We start from the raw sequence: 24,046 nt of genomic DNA, 5'->3' as shown, positions 1-24,046 counted from the left end.
AGGGACACCCGCCACACCCCACCCCCACCCAGGGGGCGGGTGGGCAGCCGCCGAACGCGGATGCGGGGCCGAGGGGGTGAAGGCCCCGCACGCGGACAGCCGGAAGGCCCGGCCCCCGAGGGGGGCCGGGCCATCCGCGGTCACGAGGCTCAGGCCTCGAAGACCTCGTTCAGCAGCAGCTGCTGCTCCGCCTGGTGGCGCTTCGCCGAGCCCACCGCGGGGGAGGAGCCGTGCGGGCGCGAGATGCGCCGCAGGCGCTCGCCCGCCGGGACGTCCGCGCCGACCGCCAGGTCGAGGTGGTCGATCAGGTTCAGCGCGATGAACGGCCACGCACCCTGGTTCGCCGGCTCCTCCTGCGCCCAGATGTACTTCGCCGCGTTCGGGAACTTGGCGATCTCCGCCTGGAGCTCCGCACCCGGCAGCGGGTACAGGCGCTCGATGCGGATGATGGCGGTGTCGGTGATACCGCGCTTCTCCCGCTCGGCCTCCAGGTCGTAGTAGACCTTGCCCGCGCAGAAGACGACCTTGCGGACCGCGTTCGCGTCCACCGTCGTGTCGCCGATGACCGGACGGAACGAACCGGTCGTGAACTCCTCCGCCTTCGACGCCGCCGCCTTCAGACGCAGCATCGACTTCGGGGTGAAGACGACCAGCGGCTTGTGGTGCGGGTTGTGGACCTGCCAGCGCAGCAGGTGGAAGTAGTTCGACGGCAGCGTGGGCATGGCCACCGTCATGTTGTTCTGCGCGCACAGCTGGAGGAAGCGCTCCGGGCGGGCGGACGAGTGGTCCGGGCCCTGGCCCTCGTAGCCGTGCGGGAGGAGCAGGGTGACGCCGGAGGTCTGGCCCCACTTCTGCTCCGCCGAGGAGATGAACTCGTCGACGACGGTCTGCGCGCCGTTGACGAAGTCACCGAACTGGGCCTCCCAGAGGACCAGCGCGTCCGGACGGGCCAGCGAGTAGCCGTACTCGAAGCCCATGGCCGCGTACTCGGAGAGCAGCGAGTCGTAGACGTTGAAGCGGGCCTGGTCGTCCGACAGGTACAGCAGCGGGGTGTAGTCCTCGCCCGTCTCCCGGTCGATGAGGACCGCGTGGCGCTGGCCGAAGGTGCCGCGGCGGGAGTCCTGGCCGGACAGCCGGACCGGGGTGCCCTCCATCAGCAGCGAACCGAAGGCCAGGGTCTCGCCGAAGCCCCAGTCGATCGTGCCGTCGTCGACCATCGCCGCGCGGCGCTGCAGCTGCGGCAGCAGACGCGGGTGGACCGTGACGCCCTCGGGGATGTTGACCTGGGACTCGGCGATCCGCTTGACGACGTCCTGCGAGATCGCCGTGTTCACGGCGACCGGGAAGTCGGCCTGCGGGGCCGGGGCCGGCGCGGCGACCGCGGGCTGCGTGGCGGCCTCGCGGACCTCCGCGAAGACCTTCTCCAGCTGGCCCTGGAAGTCCTGCAGCGCCTGCTCGGCCTCTTCCAGCGTGATGTCGCCGCGACCGATCAGGGACTCGGTGTACAGCTTGCGCACCGAGCGCTTCTTGTCGATCAGGTCGTACATCAGCGGCTGCGTGAAGGCCGGGTTGTCCGACTCGTTGTGACCGCGGCGGCGGTAGCAGATGAGGTCGATCACGACGTCCTTGTTGAACGCCTGGCGGAACTCGAAGGCCAGACGGGCAACGCGCACGACCGCTTCCGGGTCGTCGCCGTTCACGTGGAAGATCGGCGCCTCGATCATGCGGGCCACGTCGGTCGCGTACATCGAGGAACGCGAGGACTCCGGGGCGGCGGTGAAGCCGACCTGGTTGTTGATGACCACGTGCACGGTGCCGCCGGTGCGGTAGCCGCGCAGCTGGGACATGTTCAGCGTCTCGGCGACCACGCCCTGGCCGGCGAAGGCGGCGTCGCCGTGCAGAGCCAGCGGGAGGACCGTGAAGTCCGTGCCGCCCTTGTTGATGACGTCCTGCTTGGCGCGGGCGACACCCTCCAGGACCGGGTCCACGGCCTCCAGGTGCGACGGGTTCGCGACGAGCGAGACCTTGATCTGCTCGCCGTCCAGGCCCGTGAACGTGCCCTCGGCGCCCAGGTGGTACTTCACGTCGCCGGAGCCGTGCATCGACTTCGGGTCGAGGTTGCCCTCGAACTCGCGGAAGATCTGCGCGTACGACTTGCCGACGATGTTCGCGAGCACGTTCAGGCGGCCGCGGTGGGCCATGCCGATGACGACCTCTTCGAGGCGGGCCTCGGCGGCCGAGTCGATGACGGCGTCGAGCAGCGGGATGACGGACTCGCCGCCCTCCAGCGAGAAGCGCTTCTGGCCGACGTACTTCGTCTGCAGGAACGTCTCGAAGGCCTCGGCCGCGTTCAGGCGGCGCAGGATGCGCAGCTGCTCCTCGCGCTCGGGCTTGGTGTGCGGGCGCTCGATGCGGTCCTGGATCCAGCGGCGCTGCTTCGGGTCCTGGATGTGCATGAACTCGACGCCGGTGGTGCGGCAGTACGAGTCGCGCAGCACGCCGAGGATGTCGCGGAGCTTCATCATCGACTTGCCGGAGAAGCCGCCGACCGCGAACTCGCGTTCCAGGTCCCACAGGGTGAGGCCGTGCTCGGTGATGTCGAGGTCGGGGTGCTTGCGCTGCTTGTACTCCAGCGGGTCGGTGTCGGCCATGACGTGGCCGCGGACCCGGTAGGAGTGGATCAGCTCGAAGACGCGGGCGGCCTTCGTGACGTCGTCGTCGTGCGAGGCGTCGATGTCCCGGAGCCAGCGGACGGGCTCGTACGGGATGCGCAGCGCCTCGAAGACGTCGTCGTAGAAGCCGTTCTCGCCGAGCAGTAGGTTGGCGACGATGCGCAGGAACTCGCCGGAGGCCGCGCCCTGGATGACCCGGTGGTCGTAGGTCGAGGTCAGGGTCATGACCTTGGAGATGCCCAGCTTGTTCAGGGTGTCCTGCGAGGTGCCCTGGAACTCGGCGGGGTAGTCCATGGAGCCGACGCCCATGATGACCGACTGTCCGGGCATCAGGCGGGGCACGGAGTGCACGGTGCCCAGGCCGCCGGGGTTGGTGAGGGAGACCGTCACGCCGGTGAAGTCGTCCATCGTCAGCTTGCCGACGCGGGCGCGGCGGACGATGTCCTCGTAGGCCTGCCAGAACTCGAAGAAGTTGAGGGTCTCGGCCTTCTTGATGCCGGCGACGACGAGCTGGCGGTCGCCGTTGGCCTTCACCAGGTCGATGGCGAGGCCGAAGTTCACGTGGTCGGGCTTGACCAGGGTCGGCTTGCCGTCCTTCTCCGCGAAGGAGTAGTTCATCGACGGCATGGCCTTGATCGCCTGCACCATCGCGTAGCCGATCAGGTGCGTGAAGGAGATCTTCCCGCCCCGGGCGCGCTTGAGGTGGTTGTTGATGACGATGCGGTTGTCGAACAGCAGCTTCACCGGGACGGCGCGGACGGACGTGGCCGTCGGGACGTCGAGGGAGGCGTTCATGTTCTTGGCTACTGCAGCCGCCGGGCCGCGGAGCGTCACCAGCTCGGGGCCCGTGGGGGCCTCGGTGGTGGGCGCGGCCTTCTGCGGGGCTACGGAGGGGGTGGCGGGCGCGGCCGGTGCGGCGGCCGGGGCCTGGGAGGTGACAGTCACAGCAGGGGCACCAGAGGGGGTGGCAGGAGCAGGGGCAGGAGCTGACACAGGCGTGGGCGGCACTACAGGTGCGGCGGTGGCGCCCGCCGCCCCCGTGGCGGCGGCGTCGACGACCTGAGGAGTTCCGGCGACGGTGGTGGCGGCCTGTGCGGAGGCGCCGTCCGGCGTCGGGGTCTTCACGGGCTCTTCGGCCTTGACCGGAGCGGCAGCGCCCCCCGGCTTGTAGTCGGCGAAGAAGTCCCACCAGGCCCGGTCGACCGAGTTCGGGTCCTGGAGGTACTGCTGATAGATCTCGTCGACGAGCCACTCATTCGCGCCGAAGCCTGAGGCGGGGTTCTTCCCGCCCTCTGCTGCTTCGGTCGTGGTGCTCGGGTTACTGGGGGACTGTGGCGACACGGCGGCAACCGCCCTCTTCCGCTTCACAAGGTATGGACAGCGGGAATAAAGGCTACGCCTCCTGAACCGCGAGATGCAGACCGGACGGGAGATCCGTCGCGTAGGTCACATCGAACGGCGGGTTTCACCGTCTGGAATGGCGGGAAACAAGCGTGGTTCGGGTAGGGGGCACCGAGGTTGCGACCCCCACGGCTTCGCACCCCTGACGGACCCCGGGCACGTGTGGCCGAGATCATTTCCTTCCCACTCGAACCCTACGTCAACACGACGCCTATGAGCTGCCCGGAAGCGTGACGAGGATGCGGCAGCCGCGTGACGATTCGGCCACTCCGATCCGGCCCCCGTGCAGCTCCACGGCCCAGCGGGCGATCGCCAGACCCAGACCGGTGCCCCCGTCGCCGCCCCGCGCACTGCCCCGGTTGAACCGCTCGAACACCCGGGCGCGTTCCGCCTCCGGGATGCCGGGGCCCTCGTCGCGGACCTCCAGTGCCAGGCTCCCGGGCGCGTCGCCGGCCCGCGCGCGGACCGTGACCCGGCCGTGCGGGGGGCTGTGCTTGACCGCGTTGTCGATCAGGTTCGCCACCACCTGGTGCAGCCGCTCGGCGTCCGCGTACGCCGTCAGCTCGGGCGGGAACACGTCCAGGTGCAGGTGTACGTCGTTGCGCGTGTGCCCGCCCGAACCGGAGAGCAGCCCCGGCCGGCCCGCGGCCGCCAGACCCGACTCCTTGAGCACGCCCGACAGGTAGGGCCACACCTCGAAACGCCGCGCCTTCAGCGGGACCACCCCGTTGTCCACCCGGGACAGGTCCAGCAGGGTCTCCACGAGCCGGCCCAGGCGCTCGGTCTGCTTCAGCATCGTGCGCATGGTCTCCGGATCGGCGGCCGACACCCCGTCGACCACGTTCTCCAGCACCGCCCGCAGTGCGGCGATGGGCGTGCGCAGCTCGTGCGAGACGTTGGCGACGAGCTCCTTGCGGTGCCGGTCCACCGCCTCCAGGTCGTCCGCCATCAGGTTGATCGTGGCGGCCAGGTCGCCCAGCTCGTCACGGCGCCCGGCCCCGCGCACCCGCCGGGTGAAGTCCCCGTGCGAGATCGCCCGGGCCACCGTGGTCATGTCGTCCAGCGGCGCCGTCAGGCTGTGCGCCACGAACTGCGTGATCAGCATCGACGCGATCACCGAGAAGACCGTGATGAAGCGCAGCTCGGTGGCGGTGCGCAGGGCCACCAGGAGCAGGCCCGTCGTGATGAAGACCGAGACCACGACGAGCGTGCCCAGCTTGGTCTTGATCGAGAAGGGTGAGAAGGGCCGCAGCCCTTCCCCCGGAGGCCGGCGCCCGCTCACGCCTGGGCCGGGGTCTCCAAGGCGTACCCGACGCCATGGACCGTACGGATCCGCTCCGCGCCGATCTTCCGCCGCAGGGCCTTGATGTGGCTGTCGACCGTACGGGTCCCGGACGCGTCGGCCCAGTCCCAGACCTCCGCCAGCAGCTGCTCCCGGGAGAGCACCGCCCGCGGGGTCCCCGCCAGGCAGACCAGCAGGTCGAACTCGGTCGGCGTCAGGTGCACGTCCTCGGCCTGCACCCGGACCCGGCGCTGCGCGTGGTCGATCTCCAGGTCGCCCAGCCGCAGCGTGGCCCCGCGGGGGGTGTGCGCCGCGAGGGTGGCCCGCTCCACGCGCCGCAGCAGGACGTGGACCCGGGCGGCGAGCTCGCGCATCGAGAACGGCTTCGTCATGTAGTCGTCCGCGCCGACCCCGAGCCCGACCAGCAGGTCCGTCTCGTCGTCCCGCGCGGTGAGCATCAGCACGGGGACCGGGCGCTGGGCCTGGACCCGGCGGCAGACCTCCAGCCCGTCGAAGCCGGGCAGCATGACGTCCAGGACGAGCAGCTCCGGCAGCCAGCTCTCGGCCGCGGCGACGGCCGCCGGGCCGTCGGCGGCGGTCTGCACCTGGAATCCCTCGGCGCGCAGCCGGGCCGCGATGGCCTCGGCGATGGTGTGGTCGTCCTCGACGACGAGGACGCGCCGCTGGGCGCCTGGGGTCGCCGAGGCTCCGTTGTGGGTGGTGTGAGTGTGTTCCATGTCCCGTCCCGGTGCCGACCCGTGCCGGTCTGTGTGAGCTGATCCGTCCGACCTGATCCGTGTGATCCGTCTGGTCCGTGTGATCCGCTGATCTCGTGTGTCAGGGGTGCAGCGTAGAGGAGGCTCCGGCGTGCGGCTATGCAGGGTTCCGATAGGCCGTTTTGGATCGAAAGTCCTGATGGGAGACGGTATGGGAGGGCTGCGGCGGGGGCGGGCACCAGGTCCGCGGCAGGGGCGGTGGCCTATCCCGTGAACGGTGGCAGGGCCTCCAGTACGGCGTTCAGGGCGGGCGGCATCGACCCCTGGTCGGAGGCCACCTCGAAGCCGCCGTGGACGAAGGCGTACGTGTACCCGTCGTAGATCACCGGGCCGCCCGTGGACACCCTCGGCAGGTGCGCGAAGTCCGCCTTCGCGAGGGCCGCCCGCAGGGCGTCGAGCTGCTGCGGCGACAGCCTGCCGGTCCCCGTGGGCTGCGCCTTGGCGTCGAGGCGGGTCCAGGAGCCGTCGCCCTTCACGACCAGGGTGTGGATCTGGCCGGCGAAACCGCCGGAGCGGGTGACGCGCACGAGGGTCTCGGCGGCGTCGTCACGGCTCGGCGACGGCGGGGGAGTGTCCGCGGTGGCGGCCGGTGAACCTGCCGGGGCGCGGGACATCGAGGCGTCCGGCGGACCGGCCGGCCCGCAGCCCGTCAGGACCGCCGCGCCCAGCAGCACCGCCACGACCGATCGGAACGTGCGCACACCCACCTCCGCAGGTACTGGAACCGAACCACGAGTATGGAGGCCCCACACCCGCCGCGACAGCACCCCGGAGGCCGACATCCCCCGCATCGCCCCCTCGCGCGTGCTGCCCCCGCTGCTCGCCCTGCTCCTCGGCCTCTGGGGCCTGGAGCGCGGCGGCAGCATGTGGCGCGACGAGTCCGTCACCTGGCAGGTGGCCCACCGGCCGCTCGGCGGGCTCTGGCGGCTGCTCGGCGAGGTCGACGCCGTCCACGGCCTGTACTACCTGCTGATGCACGGGGTGTTCGCTACCTGGGACGCCGGCCTGTGGGCGCTGCGGCTGCCCTCGGTCGCCGCCACCGCGCTGGCCGCCGCCGGGGTCGCCGCCGTCGCCCGCCGGCTCGCGGGGGAGCGGGCCGCGCTGCTCGCCGGCCTCACGTACGCCGTCCTCCCGCCCGTGCAGATGTACGCGCAGGAGGGGCGCTCGTACGCGCTCGTCGCGGCGGCGGTGGTGTGGGCCACGTACCTGATGCTGCGGCAGCGCTGGACCTCGTACGCGGTGGTGCTGCTGCTGGGCTGCTGGCTGCACGAGTTCGCGGCGCTGGCCCTGCTCGCGCACGCGTTCGCCGCGTGGCGCTCGCGGGGGTGGCGGCTGGCGGCGGGGTCCGTGGTGGCGCTGCTGCTGCCGTTGGCCCTCGTGAGCGCGCGGCAGGCGCAGCAGCAGCTCGGCTGGCTCGGCCGGCCGAGCTGGCAGGACTGGACGGCGTACGGGGTGCTCGCGGCCGGCTGCCTGCTGCTCGCGCGGGGCGCGGAGCGGGGGCTGGTACGGGTCGCGCTGCCGCTCGCGCTGCTGCCGCCGGGGCTGCTGATGGCCGTCTCGCTGGTGCGTCCCTGGTACGTCGACCGGTACGTGCTGTACGCGCTGGCCGGGTTCGCGCTGCTGGTGGGGGCGCGGCTGGCGGCGGCGGGGCCGGCCGCGGCGCGGGGTTGGGGGCCGTGGCTGCTCGTCGGGGCACTGCTCGTGCCGTTCGGGTGGTGGTCGGTGTGGCTGCGGACGCCTGACAGCCGCAAGGACGACGCCCTGGCGGTGGCTGCGGTGGTCCGGGAACGGGCCCGGCCGGGGGACGCGGTGGTGTTCATGCCCTCGCGGCGGCGGGAGTGGCTGCTGTCCTCGCCGGGGGTGTACGGGGGACTGCGGGACGTGGCCCTGGACCGCTCCCCGGCGGCGTCGGGGAGCCTGCAGGGCACGGAGCTGTCCGCGGAGGCCGTGCGTGCCGTGCTGCTCGCCTCTCCTCGGGTGGTCGCGCTGTTCGACCCCGAGGGGCAGCCGCTGGACCCGTACCCGGCGGAGGCCGCGAAACGGGAGGTCCTGGCGGCCGCGTTCGAGCGGTGCTCGGTGACGGGGGTGCGGGGGGCGCGGGTGGCGGTGTACGCCCGGCCGGGCGGGTGTGGCTGAGGGGCCGGGCGGGGCGGGCTTTGCGACACCCCACCCCGCCCCCCCCGGCACCAGCCAGCCCCTCCGGCGTTTGAGGAGCGGGGTCCGGGGCGGAGCCCCGGGGAACGCAGGAAGGGCGGGTAGGGGACCCGCTCCGCGCAGCGGCCCCGTGCGCGAGGATGGCGCGACCAGCCCGTACGCACCACGGAGGCCCCGCATGCCCGTACCCGAGATCCCCGGCCCCCTCGTCGACGCCGACTGGCTCGCCCCCCGCCTCGCGGAGGGGGTCGTGGTGTTCGACGCCTCCGTCGGGGCGCATCGGGGTACCCCCGAGCGGATACCCGGCGCACGGCCCTTCGACCTCGACGGCCCGCTGTCGGACCACACCGCCCCCGCCCCCCACACCATGCCCACCCCGGCGGCGTTCACCGAGGCGATGCGCGCCCTCGGCGTGGGGGACGACTCGACCGTGGTCGTCTACGACGCCGCCGGCGTCTACTCCAGCCCCCGCGCCTGGTGGATGCTGCGCGCCATGGGCTTCGACCGGGTCGCCGTGCTGGACGGCGGTCTGCCCGCCTGGGCCGCCGCCGGGCTGCCCGTCGAGGGTGGGCCCGCCGCGTACGACGGTCCCCGCGGGTCCTTCACCGCGCGCCCCCGCCCCGGGCTGGTGGTCGACGCCGGGACCGTCGCCGGGGCGCTCGCCGACCCCGCGGCCGTCGTTCTCGACGCCCGGACCCGTGAGCGTTTCGCGGGGACCGCCCCCGAGCCCCGTCCGGGGCTGCGCGGCGGGCACATGCCGGGTGCGCTGAACCTGCCGTTCGGTGAACTCCAGGGGCCGGACGGCCGGATGCGTACCGCCGGGGAGCTCCGGGAGGCGTTCGCGGCACTGGCCGGGGAGCGGGAGCGGCTCTACTTCAGCTGTGGGTCCGGGGTGACCGCCTGCGTGCTGGCCCTCGGGGCGGATCTCGCCGGGTACGGGCGGCTCGCGGTGTACGACGGCTCCTGGAGCGAGTGGGGGCTCGAATCCTCCGGACGTCCGGTGACGACCTGAGTTCACCCGAACGGGCTGATTTCCGGGGCGTGGTGGGGGTACGGAACGGCAGTCCTCACCCCACCCGCCCCATGGAGAACCCGTGCCCGAGAAGAACGGCCCCTACCAGGCAGGCACGCCCTGCTGGATCGACCTGATGGTCCCGGACCAGCAGAGCGCTATCGACTTCTACAGCGATCTCTTCGGCTGGCAGGGCGAGGTCGGGCCGCCGGAGACGGGCGGCTACGCGGTCTGCTCGCTCAAGGGCAGGCCGGTCGCCGGGATCATGGCGGCCATGAACCCGGACGGCACCACGCCCGACCCGATGCCCCCGGCGGTGTGGACGACGTACCTGGCCACGGACGGCGTCGACGGGAGCGTCAAGCGGATCGGCGACGCCGGCGGCAAGGTGGTGATGCCGGGCATGGACGTCATGGACCTCGGCCGCATGGCGGTCGTGTCCGACCCGCAGGGGGCCGTGTTCGGGCTGTGGGAGGCGAAGTCCTTCACCGGTGCCGGGATCGTCAACGAGCCCGGCGCGCTGATCTGGAACGAGCTCAGCACCACGGACACCGACGCGGCGGGCCGGTTCTACGCGGCGGCACTGCCGATGACGCGCAAGCCGTCCGAGATGCCGGGCGCCGAGGGGTACGTCGAGTGGCAGGTCGGCGGCCGGGCCGTCGGCGGCATGATGACCCTGGAGAAGGCCCCGCCCGGGACGCCGCCGCACTGGATGGCGTACTTCAGCGTGGACGACGTCGACAGCGTGACCGCCGCGGCGGAGCGGGCGGGCGCCACTGTTCTGGCGCCCCCGTTCGACATGGCGGCCGGCCGGATGGCCGTACTGGCCGACCCGCAGGGCGCCGTGTTCTCGGTCATCGCCGCCTCGATGGCGGAGCAGCCGGCCTAGCCGTGGCCCAGCCGGGGAGGGTGCCGCCCGTGTTCAGGATCATCTGCCGGAGCACTTTCAGCGTGGTGACGTAGTCGGCCTCGGCCACGCCCTCGTGGATCCGGCCGATGATGGCGGGGGCGTGCCGCTTGAGGCCGAGGCGGGCTTCCTCCCCCGCCTCGGTGATCCACAGCTGTCCGTCGACGTCGCGGGTGAGCCAGCCGCGCTCCAGCAGCACCTCGGCCTCGGCGGCCAGGTCGTCCTCGGGGCGCAGGTACGTGCTCATGGCCTGCTGGAGCTGGGGGATCGTCATGCCCTCGCCGTCGGGGGAGATGTCGTCCCGCGACAGGTTGCGCAGCAGCCAGAACCCGGGCTGCGTGTGGCCGAGCTCGGCCTGCCGGGCCCGGGTGAAGGCGATCAGGGACTCGTACGCCAGTCCGGTCCAGTACGCGGCCGGCTGCGAGGCGAGTTCGGCGTCGGTGAGGTGCTGGTTCGTGATCATGGCCAGAACGTAGAACCTCGACGGCGGTTGAGGTCAAGCGTCCGGGGGTTGACCCCACCCGGGGCCCGGGTACCGGCACCATCGGCCGCGCTCCCCGCGGCGGGCGAACATCGTGGCATGACTTCTCACACCGCGTCAGCCCGCACCGCCGCCGTCGTCCTCGGGGCCGGAATCCTCCTGGCCGGCTGCTCGTTCGCCGAGGGGCCGAAGAAGACGGCGGCCGCCGACGCCACGGTCACCGAGGCCGTCACCGCCGTGGAGCTGGGCGACACCCGGGCCGGCTCGATCGAGGTCACGCCGGGGAGCGGGCCCGGCGTGACGGTCCGCCGTACCGTCCACTACCGCGGGGGCAGCGCGCCCGTGCCCGGCCAGAAGGTCACTGCCGGGGTGCTGACCTTCACCGACGGCTGCTCCTCCACCTGCTACGTCGACTACCGCCTGGAGGTCCCGGCCGCGGCCACGGTCAGACTGGCGAGCAGCAGCGGCCGGATCTCGGTGACGGGCGTGGCGGCGGCCGAGGTCAGGGCCGACTCCGGCGGGGTCACGGCCGACCGCATCGCCGGCCCGCTCAGGATCCGTACGTCCTCGGGCGCGATCAGCGCCACCGGCCTGGCCGGACCGGACGCGGACATCCGCTCCGACTCGGGCGAAGCCCGCCTGGACTTCGCGAAGGTCCCCTCCTCCGTGCGCGCCGAGACCTCCTCGGGCGACGTCACCCTGAAGGTCCCCTCCGCCCTCTACCTGCTCGCTGTGGTCACCACCTCCGGCACCCGGGACGTCTCCGTCCCCTCGCACCCGGCCGCACCCTCCCGCCTCTCGGCGAAGACGACCTCGGGGGACGTCCGCATCTCCACCGTGTGAGCGGTGTTCGCCCCCGGCGAACGGGCGTTGGGGAACATCGGGCCGCGCAGATGCATTGAGTCGGCATAGCTCAACTTCACTGCCGGAGGGAAGATCATGGCTTCGACGCCCGTAACGCTCACCCTGCCCGTGCTGCCGCTCGACGACGAGGTCGTGCTGCCCGGAATGGTCGTTCCGCTGGACCTGTCCGACACCGAGGTGCGCGCCGCCGTCGAGGCGGCGCAGGCGGCGGCGGGCAGCGGGAAGCCCAAGGTGCTGCTCGTACCGCGCGTCGACGGGACGTACGCCGGGACCGGTGTGCTCGGGACCGTCGAACAGGTCGGGCGCCTCTCCGACGGGGATCCGGGCGCGCTCATCCGCGGCCGCGGACGGGTCAGGATCGGGGCCGGCACCACCGGGCCCGGGGCCGCGCTCTGGGTCGAGGGCGAGACCGTGGAGGAGACCGTCCCCGATCCGCTGCCCGGAGCGGTGACCGAGCTCGTCAAGGAGTACAAGGCCCTCGCCACCAGCTGGCTCAAGAAGCGCGGCGCCTGGCAGGTCGTGGACCGGGTCCAGCAGATCGAAGGGGTCTCGGCGCTCGCCGACAACTCCGGCTACTCGCCCTTCCTGACCGTCGCCCAGAAGGTCGAACTGCTGGAGACCGCCGACCCGGTCGCCCGCCTCCGCCTCGCCATCAAGGCCCTCAGCGACCACCTGGCCGAGCAGGACGTCGCCGAGTCCATCGCCAAGGACGTCCAGGACGGCGTCGACAAGCAGCAGCGCGAGTTCCTGCTGCGCCGCCAGCTGGAGGCCGTACGCAAGGAACTGCGCGAGCTGGGCGGCCAGAAGGAAGGCGAGGAGTCCGACGACTACCGCGCCCGTGTCGAAGCCGCCGACCTGCCCGAGAAGGTGCGCGAAGCCGCCCTCAAGGAGGTCGACAAGCTGGAGCGGGCCAGCGACCAGAGCCCCGAGGGCTCCTGGATCCGGACCTGGCTCGACACCGTCCTCGAACTGCCCTGGAACGAGCGCACCGAGGACCAGTACGACATCCGGGGCGCGCGGGCGATCCTCGACGCCGAACACGCCGGGCTGAGCGACGTGAAGGACCGCATCACCGAGTACCTCGCGGTCCGCAAGCGGCGCGGCGAGCGCGGCCTGGGCGTCATCGGCGGCCGCCGCGGCGGCGCCGTCCTCGCCCTCGTCGGACCGCCCGGCGTCGGCAAGACCTCCCTCGGCGAGTCCGTCGCGCACGCCATGGGCCGCAAGTTCGTCCGCGTCGCCCTCGGCGGCGTCCGCGACGAGGCCGAGGTCCGCGGCCACCGCCGCACCTACGTCGGCGCCCTGCCGGGCCGGATCGTACGGGCCATCAAGGAGGCCGGGTCCATGAACCCGGTCGTCCTCCTCGACGAGATCGACAAGGTGGGCTCCGACTACCGGGGCGACCCGGCCGCCGCCCTGCTGGAAGTACTGGACCCCGCCCAGAACCACACCTTCCGCGACCACTACCTGGAGGTCGAACTGGACCTCAGTGACGTGGTCTTCCTCGCCACCGCCAACGTCCTGGAGGCCATCCCCGAGGCGCTCGCCGACCGCATGGAGCTGGTCCGCCTCGACGGCTACACCGAGGACGAGAAGGTCGTCATCGCCCGCGACCACCTGCTGCCCCGTCAGCTGGACCGCGCCGGCCTCGGCGCCGACGAGGTGGTCCTGGAGGAGGACGCCCTGCGCAAGCTGGCCGGCGAGTACACCCGGGAAGCGGGCGTGCGAACCCTGGAACGGTCCATCGCCCGCCTGCTGCGCAAGGTGGCCTCGCAGCACGAGCTGGGGGAGCGCGAACTGCCCTTCCGGATCGGCGCGGACGACCTGCGCGCCCTCATCGGGCGGCCGCACCACGTACCGGAGTCCGCCCAGGACCCGGCCGAGCGGCGCACCGCCGTCCCCGGCGTGGCCACCGGCCTCGCGGTCACCGGGGCGGGCGGCGACGTCCTCTTCGTCGAGGCCTCGCTGGCCGACCCGGAGACCGGCGCCGCCGGACTCACCCTCACCGGGCAGCTCGGCGACGTCATGAAGGAATCCGCCCAGATCGCACTGAGCTTCCTGCGCTCGCACGGCGCGGAACTGGAACTGCCCGTCGCCGATCTGAAGGACCGGGGCGTGCACATCCACTTCCCGGCGGGCGCGGTCCCCAAGGACGGCCCCAGCGCGGGCATCACCATGACCACCGCCCTCGCCTCGCTGCTCTCCGGGCGGACAGTCCGCACGGACGTGGCGATGACCGGCGAGGTCTCCCTGACCGGGCGGGTCCTGCCGATCGGCGGGGTCAAGCAGAAGCTGCTGGCCGCGCACCGGGCCGGGCTGACCACCGTCATCATCCCCAAGCGCAACGAGGCCGATCTGGACGACGTCCCGGCCGAGGTGCTGGAGGGGCTGGAGGTGCACCCGGTGACGGACGTCCGCCAGGTGCTGGCGCTCGCCCTCGCGGAAGCGGAAGTCCCCCTCCCGGCCGCCGCCTGACACCGTCTCCGGCCCGGGTCCCCGTCTCCGGCGGGGTCCCGGGCCTTCGGCCTGCCCGCTGCGAAATACTGGCTGCTCACCACCACCGAAGGAGCCGTACGTGCACGGGAGCGAAGACCAGGAGTTCCTTGCCCTGGAGCGGGAACTGTCCGTCTTCCTCCGACGGGCCCGGGCCTCGTCCGGCGAGATGGCCCGCGAGCTGCACCCCGAGCTGGAGCCGGCCGCGTACGGGCTCCTCGTACGCCTGGAGGCGGCCGGCCGGCAGCGGGCCACGGAACTGGCGGCGTACTTCGGCGTCGGCAAGGCCACGATGAGCCGGCAGCTGCGGGCGCTGGAAGTCCTGGGCCTGGTCGCCCGCGAGCCGGATCCGGCCGATGGCCGAGCCTTCCTGGTGGGCCTCACCGAGGAGGGCCGCTCGCGGTTCCTCCGCGTCCGGGACGCGAGGCGCGAGCAGTACATGCGGAAGCTGGCCGACTGGGACCGGGGTGAGGTGGCGGAGCTGGCCCGCCTGCTGAACCAGCTGAACGCGGGCGGCGAATAGCTCCGCGCCGCCGGGTGCCCCGTTGGACGTCGTACCCGGCGGGCCGGTCCCCGCTGTCACCCCCGCGCCGCCGGGGTCGGGTGTGCGGCGGGGCGCCCCCGCAGGGCGTCGAACGCAACCACGCTTGCTTACCGGTGCCTCTGCAGGTTCGACGCCCGAGGAGGTGCCCCGGCGCGCGGCCGGCCCCGGCGGCCCTTGTGTGCGGCCGCTGCGCGGGGCTGGTCCCCTACCCGCCCTTCCACCGTTCCCTGGGGCTCCGCCCCAGACCCCGCGCCTCAAACGCCGGCGAGGCTGGATCAGGCCCCGCCCGGGCCCGCGCCTCAAGCGCCGGCGGGGCTGGATGGGGGCTCCGCCCGGACCCGCGCCTCAAACGCCGGCGAGGCTGGATCAGGCTCCGCCCCGGACCCCGCGCCTCAAACGCCGGCGAGGCTTGGGTGGGGGCTCCGCCCCGGACCCCGCGCCTCAAACGCCGGCGAGGCTGGATCTGGGTCCGCCCCGGACCCCGCGCCTCAAACGCCGGAGAGGCTGGAAGACCCAGGGCTGCAGCTGCCCTCGTACGCCGGCGCGGCTCGGGCGGGGCGGGGCGCGGTCGGGGTGGGCTACAGCTCCGCGTAGGCCGCTGACGCGTCGTCGTGGCGTTTGCCGCGCGGCACCGCACGGGACGGGTCCGATTCGATCGTGCGGACCCGCCGGATCAGGCCCTCCGCGCCCTCCTTCCGCAGTACCCCCACGCACTCCGCCCAGCCGCCCTCCCCGAACGTGTCCGTCCACCGGCTCGCCCCGTCCGTCAGCGCCGCCACCGCCCGCACCCCGCCGCGCGGCCACCGCCCCGTCACCGCCCGCCGCGCCACCGCGGGATCCGCCGCCGCCGTGAAGAAGCCGCCCTCCGCGTTGCGCAGGGCGTCCGTCGCGGCCGCCGACCGCAGGACATCCCGCGGCACCCGGTCCAGCCGGTCGTCCCGCACCGCCGTCACCTCGCCCCCGGGCGCCTGGAGGAGCAGTACGGAGTCCGAGAGCACGAGGTGCTCCACGTACTCCTCGTCCCAGCGGACCATCACCACCGTCGCCTGGGGCGTGCGGACGTGAGAAAGGTCACACGTCCCCCGATGGGCGTCGGCCGTGTCGCGGATCGCCTCCGCGAGGATCCCGTCCAGCGGCATGTCCCGCCGCGATCCGGACAGTTCGGTCAATCGGCCGCCGAGCCGGGCCGTGAACCAGGGCACCCCGTGCGCGCACCCGACCTCGCCGGCCGGTGGAGTGACCCCGTCCAGGGCGACCAGGACCCCGCCGCCCGAGGCGGGGATCGCCGCCGACAGCCAGTCCTCATTGGGGCGTTCCCGGCTGCCGGGGGCGGAGGCGAGGTCGATGCGCATGCGGACATACTGCCCGTCGGGCCCCGCCGCACGCGGGAAGGTCCGTACCAATCCCGGCGCCACTTCCCGTAACGGAGCCGCTAGGGGCGGAAAGCGGCGGACAGCGCCCCGCGCCGGTGTGGGCGGGCATATTGCCAAAGCCCCCATCGATCTTTCAACCGTCCGTCCACGGCGGCGCTCCGTGGCCACCGCTCCGAGTTGGAAGCCAACTCATCCGTGATGTTCACTCGTTCGAGTGGCCGGGTGGGCGATGTGCGGCTCTCTCCCCAACACGCTGCAAAGGTCTGAAGCGGTACGAGGGGGCAGGGGGCGTTTACTTGTTGACCGGCCGTTACCTCGGCCACACGAGTAGACGAGCAAGAGCACACGTACAGGATTGCGAGCACCGGTGCAGAAGAAGCGGTCTCGGAAGAACGGCACCGCCACCGACGGCCCGGCCCCCGCAGGACGACGCGTCCGCGTGCGGAGCAGGCTGGTCGTCGGAGTGGCGGTCACCGGCCTCACCGTCCTCGCGGCGGGCGCACCCGCCGTCGTCTCCGCCACGAGGGAACTGAACGACTCCCAGCACCTCGTCACCCTCGCGGAGCAGACCGGGCAGGCGCTCACCCTCACCCACCTCCTCGGTGACGAGCGCGACGCCGTCGTCGAGTACGCCGCGAAGGGCCGCCCCGGCAACGCCAAGGGCCCCGTCCAGGAACGCATCGGCCGTACCGACCGGCAGCTCGCCGAGGTCCAGGCCGACGCCGACGAGGCGACCGCCCGCTCCCTCGCGCGGATCCGGGCCGTCCGCGCCGAAGCCGTCGACGGCAAGGGCAGCGCCCTCGCCGCCCACCAGGCCTACGCGGGCGTCATCGCCGAACTCCTCGCCCCCGGCGACCGCCTCGCCGAACTGACCCCGCCGCGCGCCACCACCGCCCTCGCCACCACCCGCCCCCTGGCCCCGCTCGGCCAGGCCGTGGAGCAGGCCTCCGCCACCCGTGGACTGCTGCTCGCCGCACTGGCCGTCCCCCGCGGCGAGCAGCCCCCCAACTCGGCCGTGGTCGACGAACTCACCACCGCAGCACAGCGGGCACGCGTACGCGAACAGGCCGCCCTGGACGACTTCGCGCGGGCCGCGCGCCCCGACGTACGGCAGACCCTCGCCGCCACCGTCACCGGCCCCGAGGTCAAGGCGGCCGACGACTACCTCAAGAAGCTCACCGACCGGCCCACCCTGAACTCCGCCGACCGCAAGACCGACGCGGGCGCCGTGGGCTCCGCGCTCACCGCCCGCCTCGACCGCATGCGGTCCGTGGAGTCGACGCTGGCCGGCCAGCGGTCCTCCGCGCTCGCCGCCCAGCGCGACGACGACGTGACCCGGCTCGAACTGGTCATCGCGGCGATGGGCGTGCTCTTCCTCTTCGCCGTCGGCTTCGCGACCGCCGTGGCGCGCTCGCTCACCCGGCCGCTGTCCGTCCTGCGCCGCGGCGCGGAGCGGCTGGCGACGCCGGAGGGCTCGGTGGAACCGGTGCGGTTCACCGGCCGCAACGACGAGTTCGCCGAGGTCGTGCGCCACCTGAACGCCGTCCGCGAGCAGACCGTCTCCCTGCACACCAGGATCGCCGGACTCGACGCGGACAAGCGCCGGATCAACGGCCGCAACGAGGCGCTGAACGCCGGCCGCGAGGCGCTGGAGGAAGAGCTCACGACGCTGCGGGCGGGGCTCGAAGAGCACCGCCGCATCATGTCGACGACCTCCGTCTCGCTGTCCCTGCGCACCCTGGGCCTGGTGGAACGCCAGCTCTCCGTCATCGAGGAGCTGGAGTCCAGGGAACAGGACCCGGACCGGCTCGCGACCCTGTTCAAGCTGGACCACCTGGCGACGGTGATGCGCCGCCACAACGAGAACCTGCTGGTCCTCGCCGGCCAGGAACACGGCCACGGGCAGGGCCTGCCGGTCCCGCTCGTCGACGTCATGCGGGCCGCGGTCAGCGAGATCGAGCGCTACGAGCGGGTCGACCTGGCGGCGCTGCCCGCGTTCACGCAGGTCGCGGGACACGCGGCGGACGACATCTCGCACATACTGGCCGAGCTGCTGGAGAACGCCACGACGTTCTCGCCGCCCGAGGTCAAGGTGAAGGTGTCCGGGTGGCTGCTGGACTCCGGTGACGTGGTCCTGTCCGTCGTGGACGAGGGCATCGGCGTCACCGAGGACCGACTGGAGTCGCTGAACGCCCGCCTGTCCACGCCCGACGCCTACGACGAGGAGCCCGAGGAGGAACACGGCCTCGGCCTCGGCCTGTACGTGGCCGGCCGGCTCGCGGCCCGGCACGGCGTGACGGTGGAGCTGCGCGCCCCCCGGCACGGCGGCACCGAGGCGCTGGTCGTCATCCCGGTCTCCCTCCTCCCGGCCACCCCGCCGGCCTCCCCGGTCCACACCCTGTCCACCCCGGGCGCGCCCGCGCTGCACCTGCCGGGCGTGATAGCGGAGGCGAACGAGAACACCCTCCTGGCCCACCCCCGTGGCACGGACGCGATGCCCGCCGACACGGAGCCGACGGACGGGGCCGCGCTCGGCGGTATCGCGGATGCGGATGCCGGTGCGGACGCGGATGCGGGTGAGGGTGCGGACGCGGGCACCGACCTCGGCGCGGGCACCGACCTCGGCGCCGCCGCCGACGTGGACGCCGCCTTCGGTGCCGCCGCCGACGTGGACGCCGCCTTCGGTGCGGCCGCCGGCATGGCCCCGGCCCCCGAGGCCGTCCCGGACGCCGCCGATCCGGAGCACGCCTTCGCCTCCCCGGCGGAGCCGCGCCCCGGTGCCGTCGGCGGTGCGGGGCTGCCCCCGGCCGACCAGGTGTTCACCGTGCCCGCCGCGGCGGCGGACGCGGTGGAGGCCCCGGACGAGGGTGCCCCCGGGGAGCAGCTGCTCGCACGGGTCGTGCCCGACACCGACGCGTTCGCCGTCACTGCGCCGGACGCCGGGCCGGGGGGCCCGGCCGCCTCGGACCACGCCGACCGCGTGGCCGACGTACCGCAGACCCCGGCGGAGCCCGACCCGCACCGGCACGCCCCCGCCGAGGGGAACTGGCTGCCCCGCCAGGGCAGTCACCCCGACGGGGAGGACGTCACCGACAAGGGCCTGCCCAAGCGGACCCCCCGCTCCGCCACCGCAGCCGCCCGCGCCGACGCCGTGCGCCCCGCCCCGCCCCGGCGCGTCGACGCCGACGAGCTGCGGCGCCGGCTGGGCGGTTTCTACCAGGGGGCCCAGGACGGGCGCCGGGTCTTCGCCGCCGAGGTGGCGGAGGCGGCCGGAGCGCAGGAACAGGGCGAGGGACACACCGACCAGGGGGACACCGCACAGGAGGCTCGCACATGACCGCGCCCAGTACGTACGGACTGAGCACCCAGGCCCGCAACCTGCAATGGCTGCTGACCGACCTGGTCGAGGAGGTGCCCGGCGTCAATTCCGTCGCCGTGGTCTCCTCGGACGGGCTCCTGCTGCTGTCCTCCGACCCCGGTGCGGCCGAAGGGCAGGCCACCGGCGACGGCGCGGGCGGCGGCCGGAGCAGGGGCCCGCGCGGCGCCTCCGCAGACCTCGCCACCATCGTGTCCGGCCTCGGCAGCCTCACCACCGGCGCCGCGGCCCTCATGGACTGCGGATCCGTCAAGCAGACCATGGTGGCCATGGAGCACGGCTCCGTGTTCGTCATGGCCATCAGCGACGGCTCGCTGCTGGGCGTGCACGCCACCCCCGACTGCGACATGGGCGTCGTCGCCTACCACATGGCCCTGTTCGTCGGCCGCGCCGGCCACGTCCTGACCCCCGAAGTCCGCAGTGAGCTGCGCCAGTCGATGGAGAAAACCCCGTGAGGAGTCCGGCCTCCGACCGGCTGCCGATACGCGGCGCCGACCGCCGCCCCGCCCGCGTCCGCCCGTACTCCCTCACGGGCGGCCGGACCCGGTTCGCACAGGTCCTGCTCGTCGAGACCTTCGTCGCCGCCCTGGAGACGAGGGCCTCGCAGCCGCAGAAGCCCGACCGCATGCCCGAGATGCGGGCCATCGTCGAGGTGACCCGCCGCATGCGCACGATCGCCGAGATCGCGGCGCTGCTGAAGCTGCCGCTCGGCGTGGTCCGCGTGCTCGTCAGCGACCTCGCAGACCAGGGCAGGATCCGCGTCTACGGGACGGGCCACGGCACGGGCCGTCCCGACCGCGCGCTGCTGGAAAGGGTGCTCAGTGGTCTTCGCCGTCTCTGACGAACCGGTGTCCCCGCCGGAGTCGGACGACGAGCCCGTCCAGCCCTGGCAGTACGACCGCTCCCGCGCCCCCGTCGCCGTGAAGGTGCTCGTCGCGGGCGGCTTCGGCGTCGGGAAGACCACGTTCGTCTCCTCCCTCTCCGAGATCACCCCGCTGCGCACCGAGGCGGTGATGACCCAGGCCGGCGCCCCGACGGACGACCTGTCCGGCACCCCGGACAAGAACACCACCACCGTCGCCATGGACTTCGGCCGCGTCACCCTCGACGACGACCTCGTCCTCTACGTGTACGGGACCCCCGGCCAGGAGCGCTTCTGGTTCATGTGGGACGACCTCGTACGCGGTGCCGTCGGCGGCATCGTGCTGGCCGACACCCGGAGGCTGCGCGACTGCTTCCCCGCGCTCGACTACTTCGAGACCTGCGGGCTGCCGTACGCCGTCGCCGTGAACCACTTCGAGGGCTCCGACTCGTACGAGCCCGAGGACGTGCGCGAGGCGCTGACCGTGCCCCCGCACGTACCCGTCGTGATCATGGACGCGAGGGACCGCCACTCGGTCGTCGAATCCCTGCTGACGCTGGTGGGCCACGCCCTCGACAGCACTCCCGATTCCGAGTAGTCCGAACAAGAGAGCGTGAGAGATGCGCAAGATACTCGTCGTGGGAGCCGGTCAGGCCGGTCTCCAGCTGGCCCTCGGACTCCAGGCGAAGGAGTACGACGTCACCCTCATGTCCAACCGGACGGCGGACGAGATCCGCACCGGGCGGGTCATGTCGACGCAGTGCATGTTCGACACGGCGCTCCAGCACGAGCGTGACCTCGGGATCAACTTCTGGGAGCAGCAGGCACCGAAGATCGAGGGCCTCGGAGTCTCGGTCGCCGGCCCCGACACCGGCCGCGCCGTCGACTGGATGGGCAGGCTCAAGGGGTACGCGCAGTCCGTCGACCAGCGCGTGAAGATGGCCGGCTGGCTGGACACCTTCACCCAGCGCGGCGGGCAGCTGGTCATCCACGGCGCGTCCGTCGCCGACCTGGACTACTTCTCCCGTGCGTACGACCTGGTGCTGGTGGCCGCGGGCAAGGGCGAGCTGGTGTCGATGTTCGAGCGGAACGCGGCGCGTTCCCCGTACGACGCCCCGCAGCGCGCCCTGGCCGTCTCCTACGTGCACGGGCTCGGCCCGCGCCCGGAGCACCCGGAGACCGAGGCGGTCCGGTGCAACCTGGTGCCGGGGGTCGGCGAGCTCTTCGTCATGCCCACCCTGACGACCTCGGGGCGGGCGGACATCCTGTTCTGGGAGGGCATCCCGGGCGGGCCGCTGGACGTCTTCAACGGCGTGCGGGACCCGAAGGAACACCTGGCGCTCACGCTGGAGCTGATGGAGAAGTTCACGCCCTGGGAGTACGCGCGGGCGACGGAGGCGGAGCTCACGGACGCGGGCGCCACCCTGGCGGGCCGTTACGCGCCGGTGGTCCGCAACCCCGTCGGGCGGCTGCCGGGCGGCGGGCTGGTGCTGGGCGTGGCGGACGTGGTCGTGGCGAACGACCCGATCACGGGGCAGGGCTCGAACTCGGCCTCCAAGTGCGCGGCGTCGTACCTGTCGTCCATCCTGATGCACGGCGACAAGCCGTTCGACGAGGCGTGGATGAAGGGCACCTTCGACAAGTTCTGGTTCACCACCGGCAAGCCGGTGACCCAGTGGACGAACGCCATGCTGGGCGTTCCGCCGGAGCACGTGCTGAACCTGATCGGCGCGGCCGGGCAGCTCCAGCCGGTGGCGAATCGATTCGCCAACGGCTTCGACAACCCGGCCGACTTCGACTCGTACTTCTACGACCCGGAGGACGCGGCGGACTACCTGGCGGAGGTCTCGGCCGCGGTGGGCGCTTCGTCCGCCGGTGCCTCTTCCGCCGGTGCTTCCGCCGGTGCTGCCGCCGGTGCTGCCGCCGGTGCGTCGCCCGTTGGAGCCTCCTCCGCCGGCGCCTCTTCCGAGGGCGACTCCTCCGCGGAGTAGCCCGAGTCGTCCCCCTCCGCCTCCCCCGCCGCCGCCGTCGGTTCGGGCAGCGGCGGAGGGGTGAACTCCTTGAGCGGCGCCCCGTCCGGGTCCGGCCGCACCGCCCCGAGCAGCGGGTTGGCCGCGATCGGGGAGACCTTGACGCGCGTCCCCGGGCGCGGGGCCTGGATCACCTTGCCGCCGCCGATGTACAGGCCCACGTGCGTGGCCTTGGGGAAGTACACCACCAGGTCCCCGGGCCGCAGCCGGTCCAACGGCACCTTCGGCAACTGGGCCCACTGCTCCTGGCTGGTCCGCGGAATGGCGCGCCCGGCGTGCGCCCAGGCCTGCGAGGTCAGCCCCGAGCAGTCGAAGGAAGCCGGCCCCTCGGCCCCCCAGACGTACGGCTTGCCGATCTGGGCCGCCGCGTACCTGAGGGCCGCGCCGCCCGCGGCGGTGGGCGTGCCGGTGCGGGCGGGGAGCCGGCCGGAGTCCAGCAGCCTCTGCTGGGCGGCTCTGGTGTTCTCGGTCTCCCGGGCGCCGAGTTCCCTGAGCTGCTCCGGGGTCAGTGCGGCCAGCATCCGCTCGACCTCCTTGAGTTGCGCCCCGACCTCCTCCTTCTGGGTCCTCTGCCGGGCCGCCAGGTCCTGCCGGGTCGCCAGGGCTTCCCGCGCCCGGGCGGCGAGCGCGTCGGCCGCTGTCTTGTTCCGGGTGAGTTTGTCCAGTACGCCGGCCCGCCGAGCGCCCTCGCGGGCGGCGAGCCGCCGCTCGTCGAGGGCGGCCTGCGGGTCCTTGGCGAGCAGCATCCGGGCGTACGGGGAGAGGGCGCTCCGGGTGCCCTGGTACTGCTCCCGCGCCATCCGCCCGGCGATGGCCTTCTCGGCGTCGAGGGCGCTGCGGGCCCGCCCGAGCTCGGCACTCCGCCGCCGCTCCTCCTCCTGGCCGGCCTTGAGGGCCGCCTCGGTGGCGTTGTACGCCTCGGTGGCCTCTTCTGCCTTCTGGTACAGGCCCTGGAGGCGGGCGAGCAGGGTGGGGACGGACTCGGCGGGGGCGGCGGGGGCGGCGGGGGCTGCGGGCGCGGGGTTGCCGGGGTTCGCCGGCTCGGCGCCGGCCTGCGGGACGGGGCCCGCGACGAGGAATGCTGCGGCGATGCAGCAGGCAGCGCGAAGCGGCCGCTGTGACATGGAATCACCTCCGAGGCGCCCGATGCTGCCACGCCCGGTATGACAAATCGCCCAGGCGTGTCGGCGGGGTGGGGCGTGGCCACCCGGTTGGGGGAGGGGCGGCCCTATGCCCGCGCGGGGCCTGAGTCCGTGTCGGGCGCTGTTCTGGGTTGGGGGGGTGCCCACCTGCCCCCTTGGGCGTGGCTGGGCTTCCCGCGCCTCCGGCGTGTGAGGACCGGCTTGGGCCGGTGGCCCGGTTTTCAGCCGTCCGGCGTCTGAGGACCGGCCTGGGCCGGCGCCCCGGTTTTCAGCCGTCCGGCGTTTGAGGACCGGCCTGGGCCGGTGCCCCGGTTTTCAGCCCGTCCGGCGTCTGAGGACCGGCCTGGGCCGGTGCCCCGGTTTTCAGCCCGTCCGGCGTTTGAGGACCGGGGTTTGGGGCGGAGCCCCAAGCGGGGTCCGGGGCGGAGTCCCGGGAAACGGAGAAAGGGCGGGGCGGGGACCAGCTCCGCGCAGCGGCACCCCCGCCCAGCGGCACCGCCCAGCGGCACCGCCGACCAGCGACTGCCGCGGCCCGGCGGCCGGGACCTCGGCCGGGCGGTGGCGGAAAGGGCTTGGGGGGTTCCCGGCTGTCCCATCGTCCTTCCGTGTCGGGCCGGTCCCTCAAGGGCGCTCCTGCGTCGCGTCGCTTCGCGATCGCCTACGGCGACCCTTGACCGACC

General features: G+C 73.2%; 17 protein-coding genes and 1 pseudogene. 11 read left to right on the top strand and 7 right to left on the bottom strand.

All coding sequences use genetic code 11. The annotated features are described in order from the left end of the window. Window positions 1-149: 149 nt before the first annotated feature. The 4 genes from ACZ6Y1_RS36720 to ACZ6Y1_RS36705 form a co-directional block, all read right to left on the bottom strand. Window positions 150-4,013 carry a multifunctional oxoglutarate decarboxylase/oxoglutarate dehydrogenase thiamine pyrophosphate-binding subunit/dihydrolipoyllysine-residue succinyltransferase subunit gene (locus ACZ6Y1_RS36720; RefSeq protein ID WP_469640383.1) on the bottom strand — a complete coding sequence of 1,288 codons (3,864 nt, stop codon included), beginning with the start codon at window positions 4,011-4,013 and terminating at the stop codon, window positions 150-152. Window positions 4,014-4,284: 271 nt separating this feature from the next. Next, window positions 4,285-5,355, bottom strand: a complete 1,071-nt coding sequence (locus tag ACZ6Y1_RS36715) for a HAMP domain-containing sensor histidine kinase (protein ID WP_469640381.1) — start codon at window positions 5,353-5,355, stop codon at window positions 4,285-4,287. Further along, on the bottom strand, window positions 5,352-6,092 hold the full coding sequence (locus tag ACZ6Y1_RS36710; protein ID WP_469640379.1) for a response regulator transcription factor: 741 nt from the start codon (window positions 6,090-6,092) through the stop codon (window positions 5,352-5,354). Before ACZ6Y1_RS36710 ends, ACZ6Y1_RS36715 begins: the two co-directional genes overlap by 4 nt. A gap of 242 nt (window positions 6,093-6,334) precedes the next feature. Then, window positions 6,335-6,832, bottom strand: coding sequence for a hypothetical protein (locus tag ACZ6Y1_RS36705; protein ID WP_469640377.1), 498 nt, complete (start codon window positions 6,830-6,832; stop codon window positions 6,335-6,337). Window positions 6,833-6,935: 103 nt separating this feature from the next. Here ACZ6Y1_RS36705 and ACZ6Y1_RS36700 point away from each other — a divergent pair, with 103 nt between their 5' ends. The 3 genes from ACZ6Y1_RS36700 (at window position 6,936) to ACZ6Y1_RS36690 (ending at window position 10,186) form a co-directional block, all read left to right on the top strand. Beyond that, entirely contained in the window at window positions 6,936-8,267 is a 1,332-nt protein-coding gene (locus ACZ6Y1_RS36700) for a glycosyltransferase family 39 protein (RefSeq protein ID WP_469640375.1), read from the top strand. A 196-nt stretch (window positions 8,268-8,463) separates the two neighbouring features. Beyond that, window positions 8,464-9,297, top strand: a complete 834-nt coding sequence (locus ACZ6Y1_RS36695; RefSeq protein WP_469640372.1) for a sulfurtransferase — start codon at window positions 8,464-8,466, stop codon at window positions 9,295-9,297. An 82-nt stretch (window positions 9,298-9,379) separates the two neighbouring features. Continuing rightward, window positions 9,380-10,186: a VOC family protein gene (locus tag ACZ6Y1_RS36690; protein ID WP_469640371.1), complete on the top strand. Its 807-nt coding sequence runs from the start codon at window positions 9,380-9,382 to the stop codon at window positions 10,184-10,186. Here ACZ6Y1_RS36690 and ACZ6Y1_RS36685 read toward each other — a convergent pair. Continuing rightward, window positions 10,152-10,667 (bottom strand): MarR family transcriptional regulator, encoded by a 516-nt coding sequence (locus tag ACZ6Y1_RS36685; protein ID WP_469640369.1) that lies wholly within the window; start codon window positions 10,665-10,667, stop codon window positions 10,152-10,154. The genes ACZ6Y1_RS36690 and ACZ6Y1_RS36685 overlap by 35 nt on opposite strands. A 117-nt stretch (window positions 10,668-10,784) precedes the next feature. On the opposite strand from ACZ6Y1_RS36685, the gene ACZ6Y1_RS36680 reads away from it, so the two are divergent. From ACZ6Y1_RS36680 to ACZ6Y1_RS36670, 3 genes are all read left to right on the top strand, one after another. Beyond that, the gene (locus ACZ6Y1_RS36680; RefSeq protein ID WP_469640367.1) at window positions 10,785-11,528 is read left to right on the top strand and encodes a DUF4097 family beta strand repeat-containing protein; all 744 of its coding nucleotides are present in this window, start codon (window positions 10,785-10,787) and stop codon (window positions 11,526-11,528) included. A gap of 96 nt (window positions 11,529-11,624) precedes the next feature. After that, window positions 11,625-14,021, top strand: a complete 2,397-nt coding sequence (gene lon, locus ACZ6Y1_RS36675) for an endopeptidase La (protein WP_469640364.1) — start codon at window positions 11,625-11,627, stop codon at window positions 14,019-14,021. A 100-nt stretch (window positions 14,022-14,121) separates the two neighbouring features. Beyond that, a complete protein-coding gene (locus ACZ6Y1_RS36670; RefSeq protein ID WP_384758832.1) occupies window positions 14,122-14,562 on the top strand; it encodes a MarR family winged helix-turn-helix transcriptional regulator in 441 nt (146 codons plus the stop codon). A gap of 599 nt (window positions 14,563-15,161) precedes the next feature. On the opposite strand, the gene ACZ6Y1_RS36665 is transcribed toward ACZ6Y1_RS36670, so the two are convergent. After that, on the bottom strand, window positions 15,162-15,935 hold the full coding sequence (locus ACZ6Y1_RS36665) for a protein phosphatase 2C domain-containing protein (RefSeq protein WP_469640362.1): 774 nt from the start codon (window positions 15,933-15,935) through the stop codon (window positions 15,162-15,164). 388 nt (window positions 15,936-16,323) lie between these two features. Here ACZ6Y1_RS36665 and ACZ6Y1_RS36660 point away from each other — a divergent pair, with 388 nt between their 5' ends. From ACZ6Y1_RS36660 to ACZ6Y1_RS36640, 5 genes are read left to right on the top strand one after another with little or no spacing between them, the layout of a single operon-like run. Then, window positions 16,324-19,293 carry a sensor histidine kinase gene (locus tag ACZ6Y1_RS36660; RefSeq protein WP_469640360.1) on the top strand — a complete coding sequence of 990 codons (2,970 nt, stop codon included), beginning with the start codon at window positions 16,324-16,326 and terminating at the stop codon, window positions 19,291-19,293. After that, window positions 19,290-19,787, top strand: a complete 498-nt coding sequence (locus ACZ6Y1_RS36655) for a roadblock/LC7 domain-containing protein (RefSeq protein ID WP_469640357.1) — start codon at window positions 19,290-19,292, stop codon at window positions 19,785-19,787. The genes ACZ6Y1_RS36660 and ACZ6Y1_RS36655 overlap by 4 nt, the downstream gene beginning before the upstream one ends. After that, window positions 19,784-20,173: a DUF742 domain-containing protein gene (locus ACZ6Y1_RS36650; protein WP_469640355.1), complete on the top strand. Its 390-nt coding sequence runs from the start codon at window positions 19,784-19,786 to the stop codon at window positions 20,171-20,173. Before ACZ6Y1_RS36655 ends, ACZ6Y1_RS36650 begins: the two co-directional genes overlap by 4 nt. Beyond that, window positions 20,154-20,792, top strand: coding sequence for a GTP-binding protein (locus ACZ6Y1_RS36645; RefSeq protein ID WP_469640353.1), 639 nt, complete (start codon window positions 20,154-20,156; stop codon window positions 20,790-20,792). The genes ACZ6Y1_RS36650 and ACZ6Y1_RS36645 overlap by 20 nt, the downstream gene beginning before the upstream one ends. A 22-nt stretch (window positions 20,793-20,814) precedes the next feature. Next, the gene (locus tag ACZ6Y1_RS36640) at window positions 20,815-22,185 is read left to right on the top strand and encodes a styrene monooxygenase/indole monooxygenase family protein (protein WP_469640351.1); all 1,371 of its coding nucleotides are present in this window, start codon (window positions 20,815-20,817) and stop codon (window positions 22,183-22,185) included. Here the strand turns inward: ACZ6Y1_RS36640 and ACZ6Y1_RS36635 are convergent. After that, window positions 22,152-23,348, bottom strand: a pseudogene (locus tag ACZ6Y1_RS36635) (C40 family peptidase); the annotation flags it as partial. The gene ACZ6Y1_RS36640 and the pseudogene ACZ6Y1_RS36635 sit on opposite strands and share 34 nt — an antisense overlap. Window positions 23,349-24,046 lie beyond the last annotated feature (698 nt).

The organism is Streptomyces sp. NPDC053432, assembly GCF_055585365.1.
The sequence above is the reverse complement of the archived record's forward strand: the minus strand, read 5'-3'. Positions and strand labels throughout refer to the sequence as shown.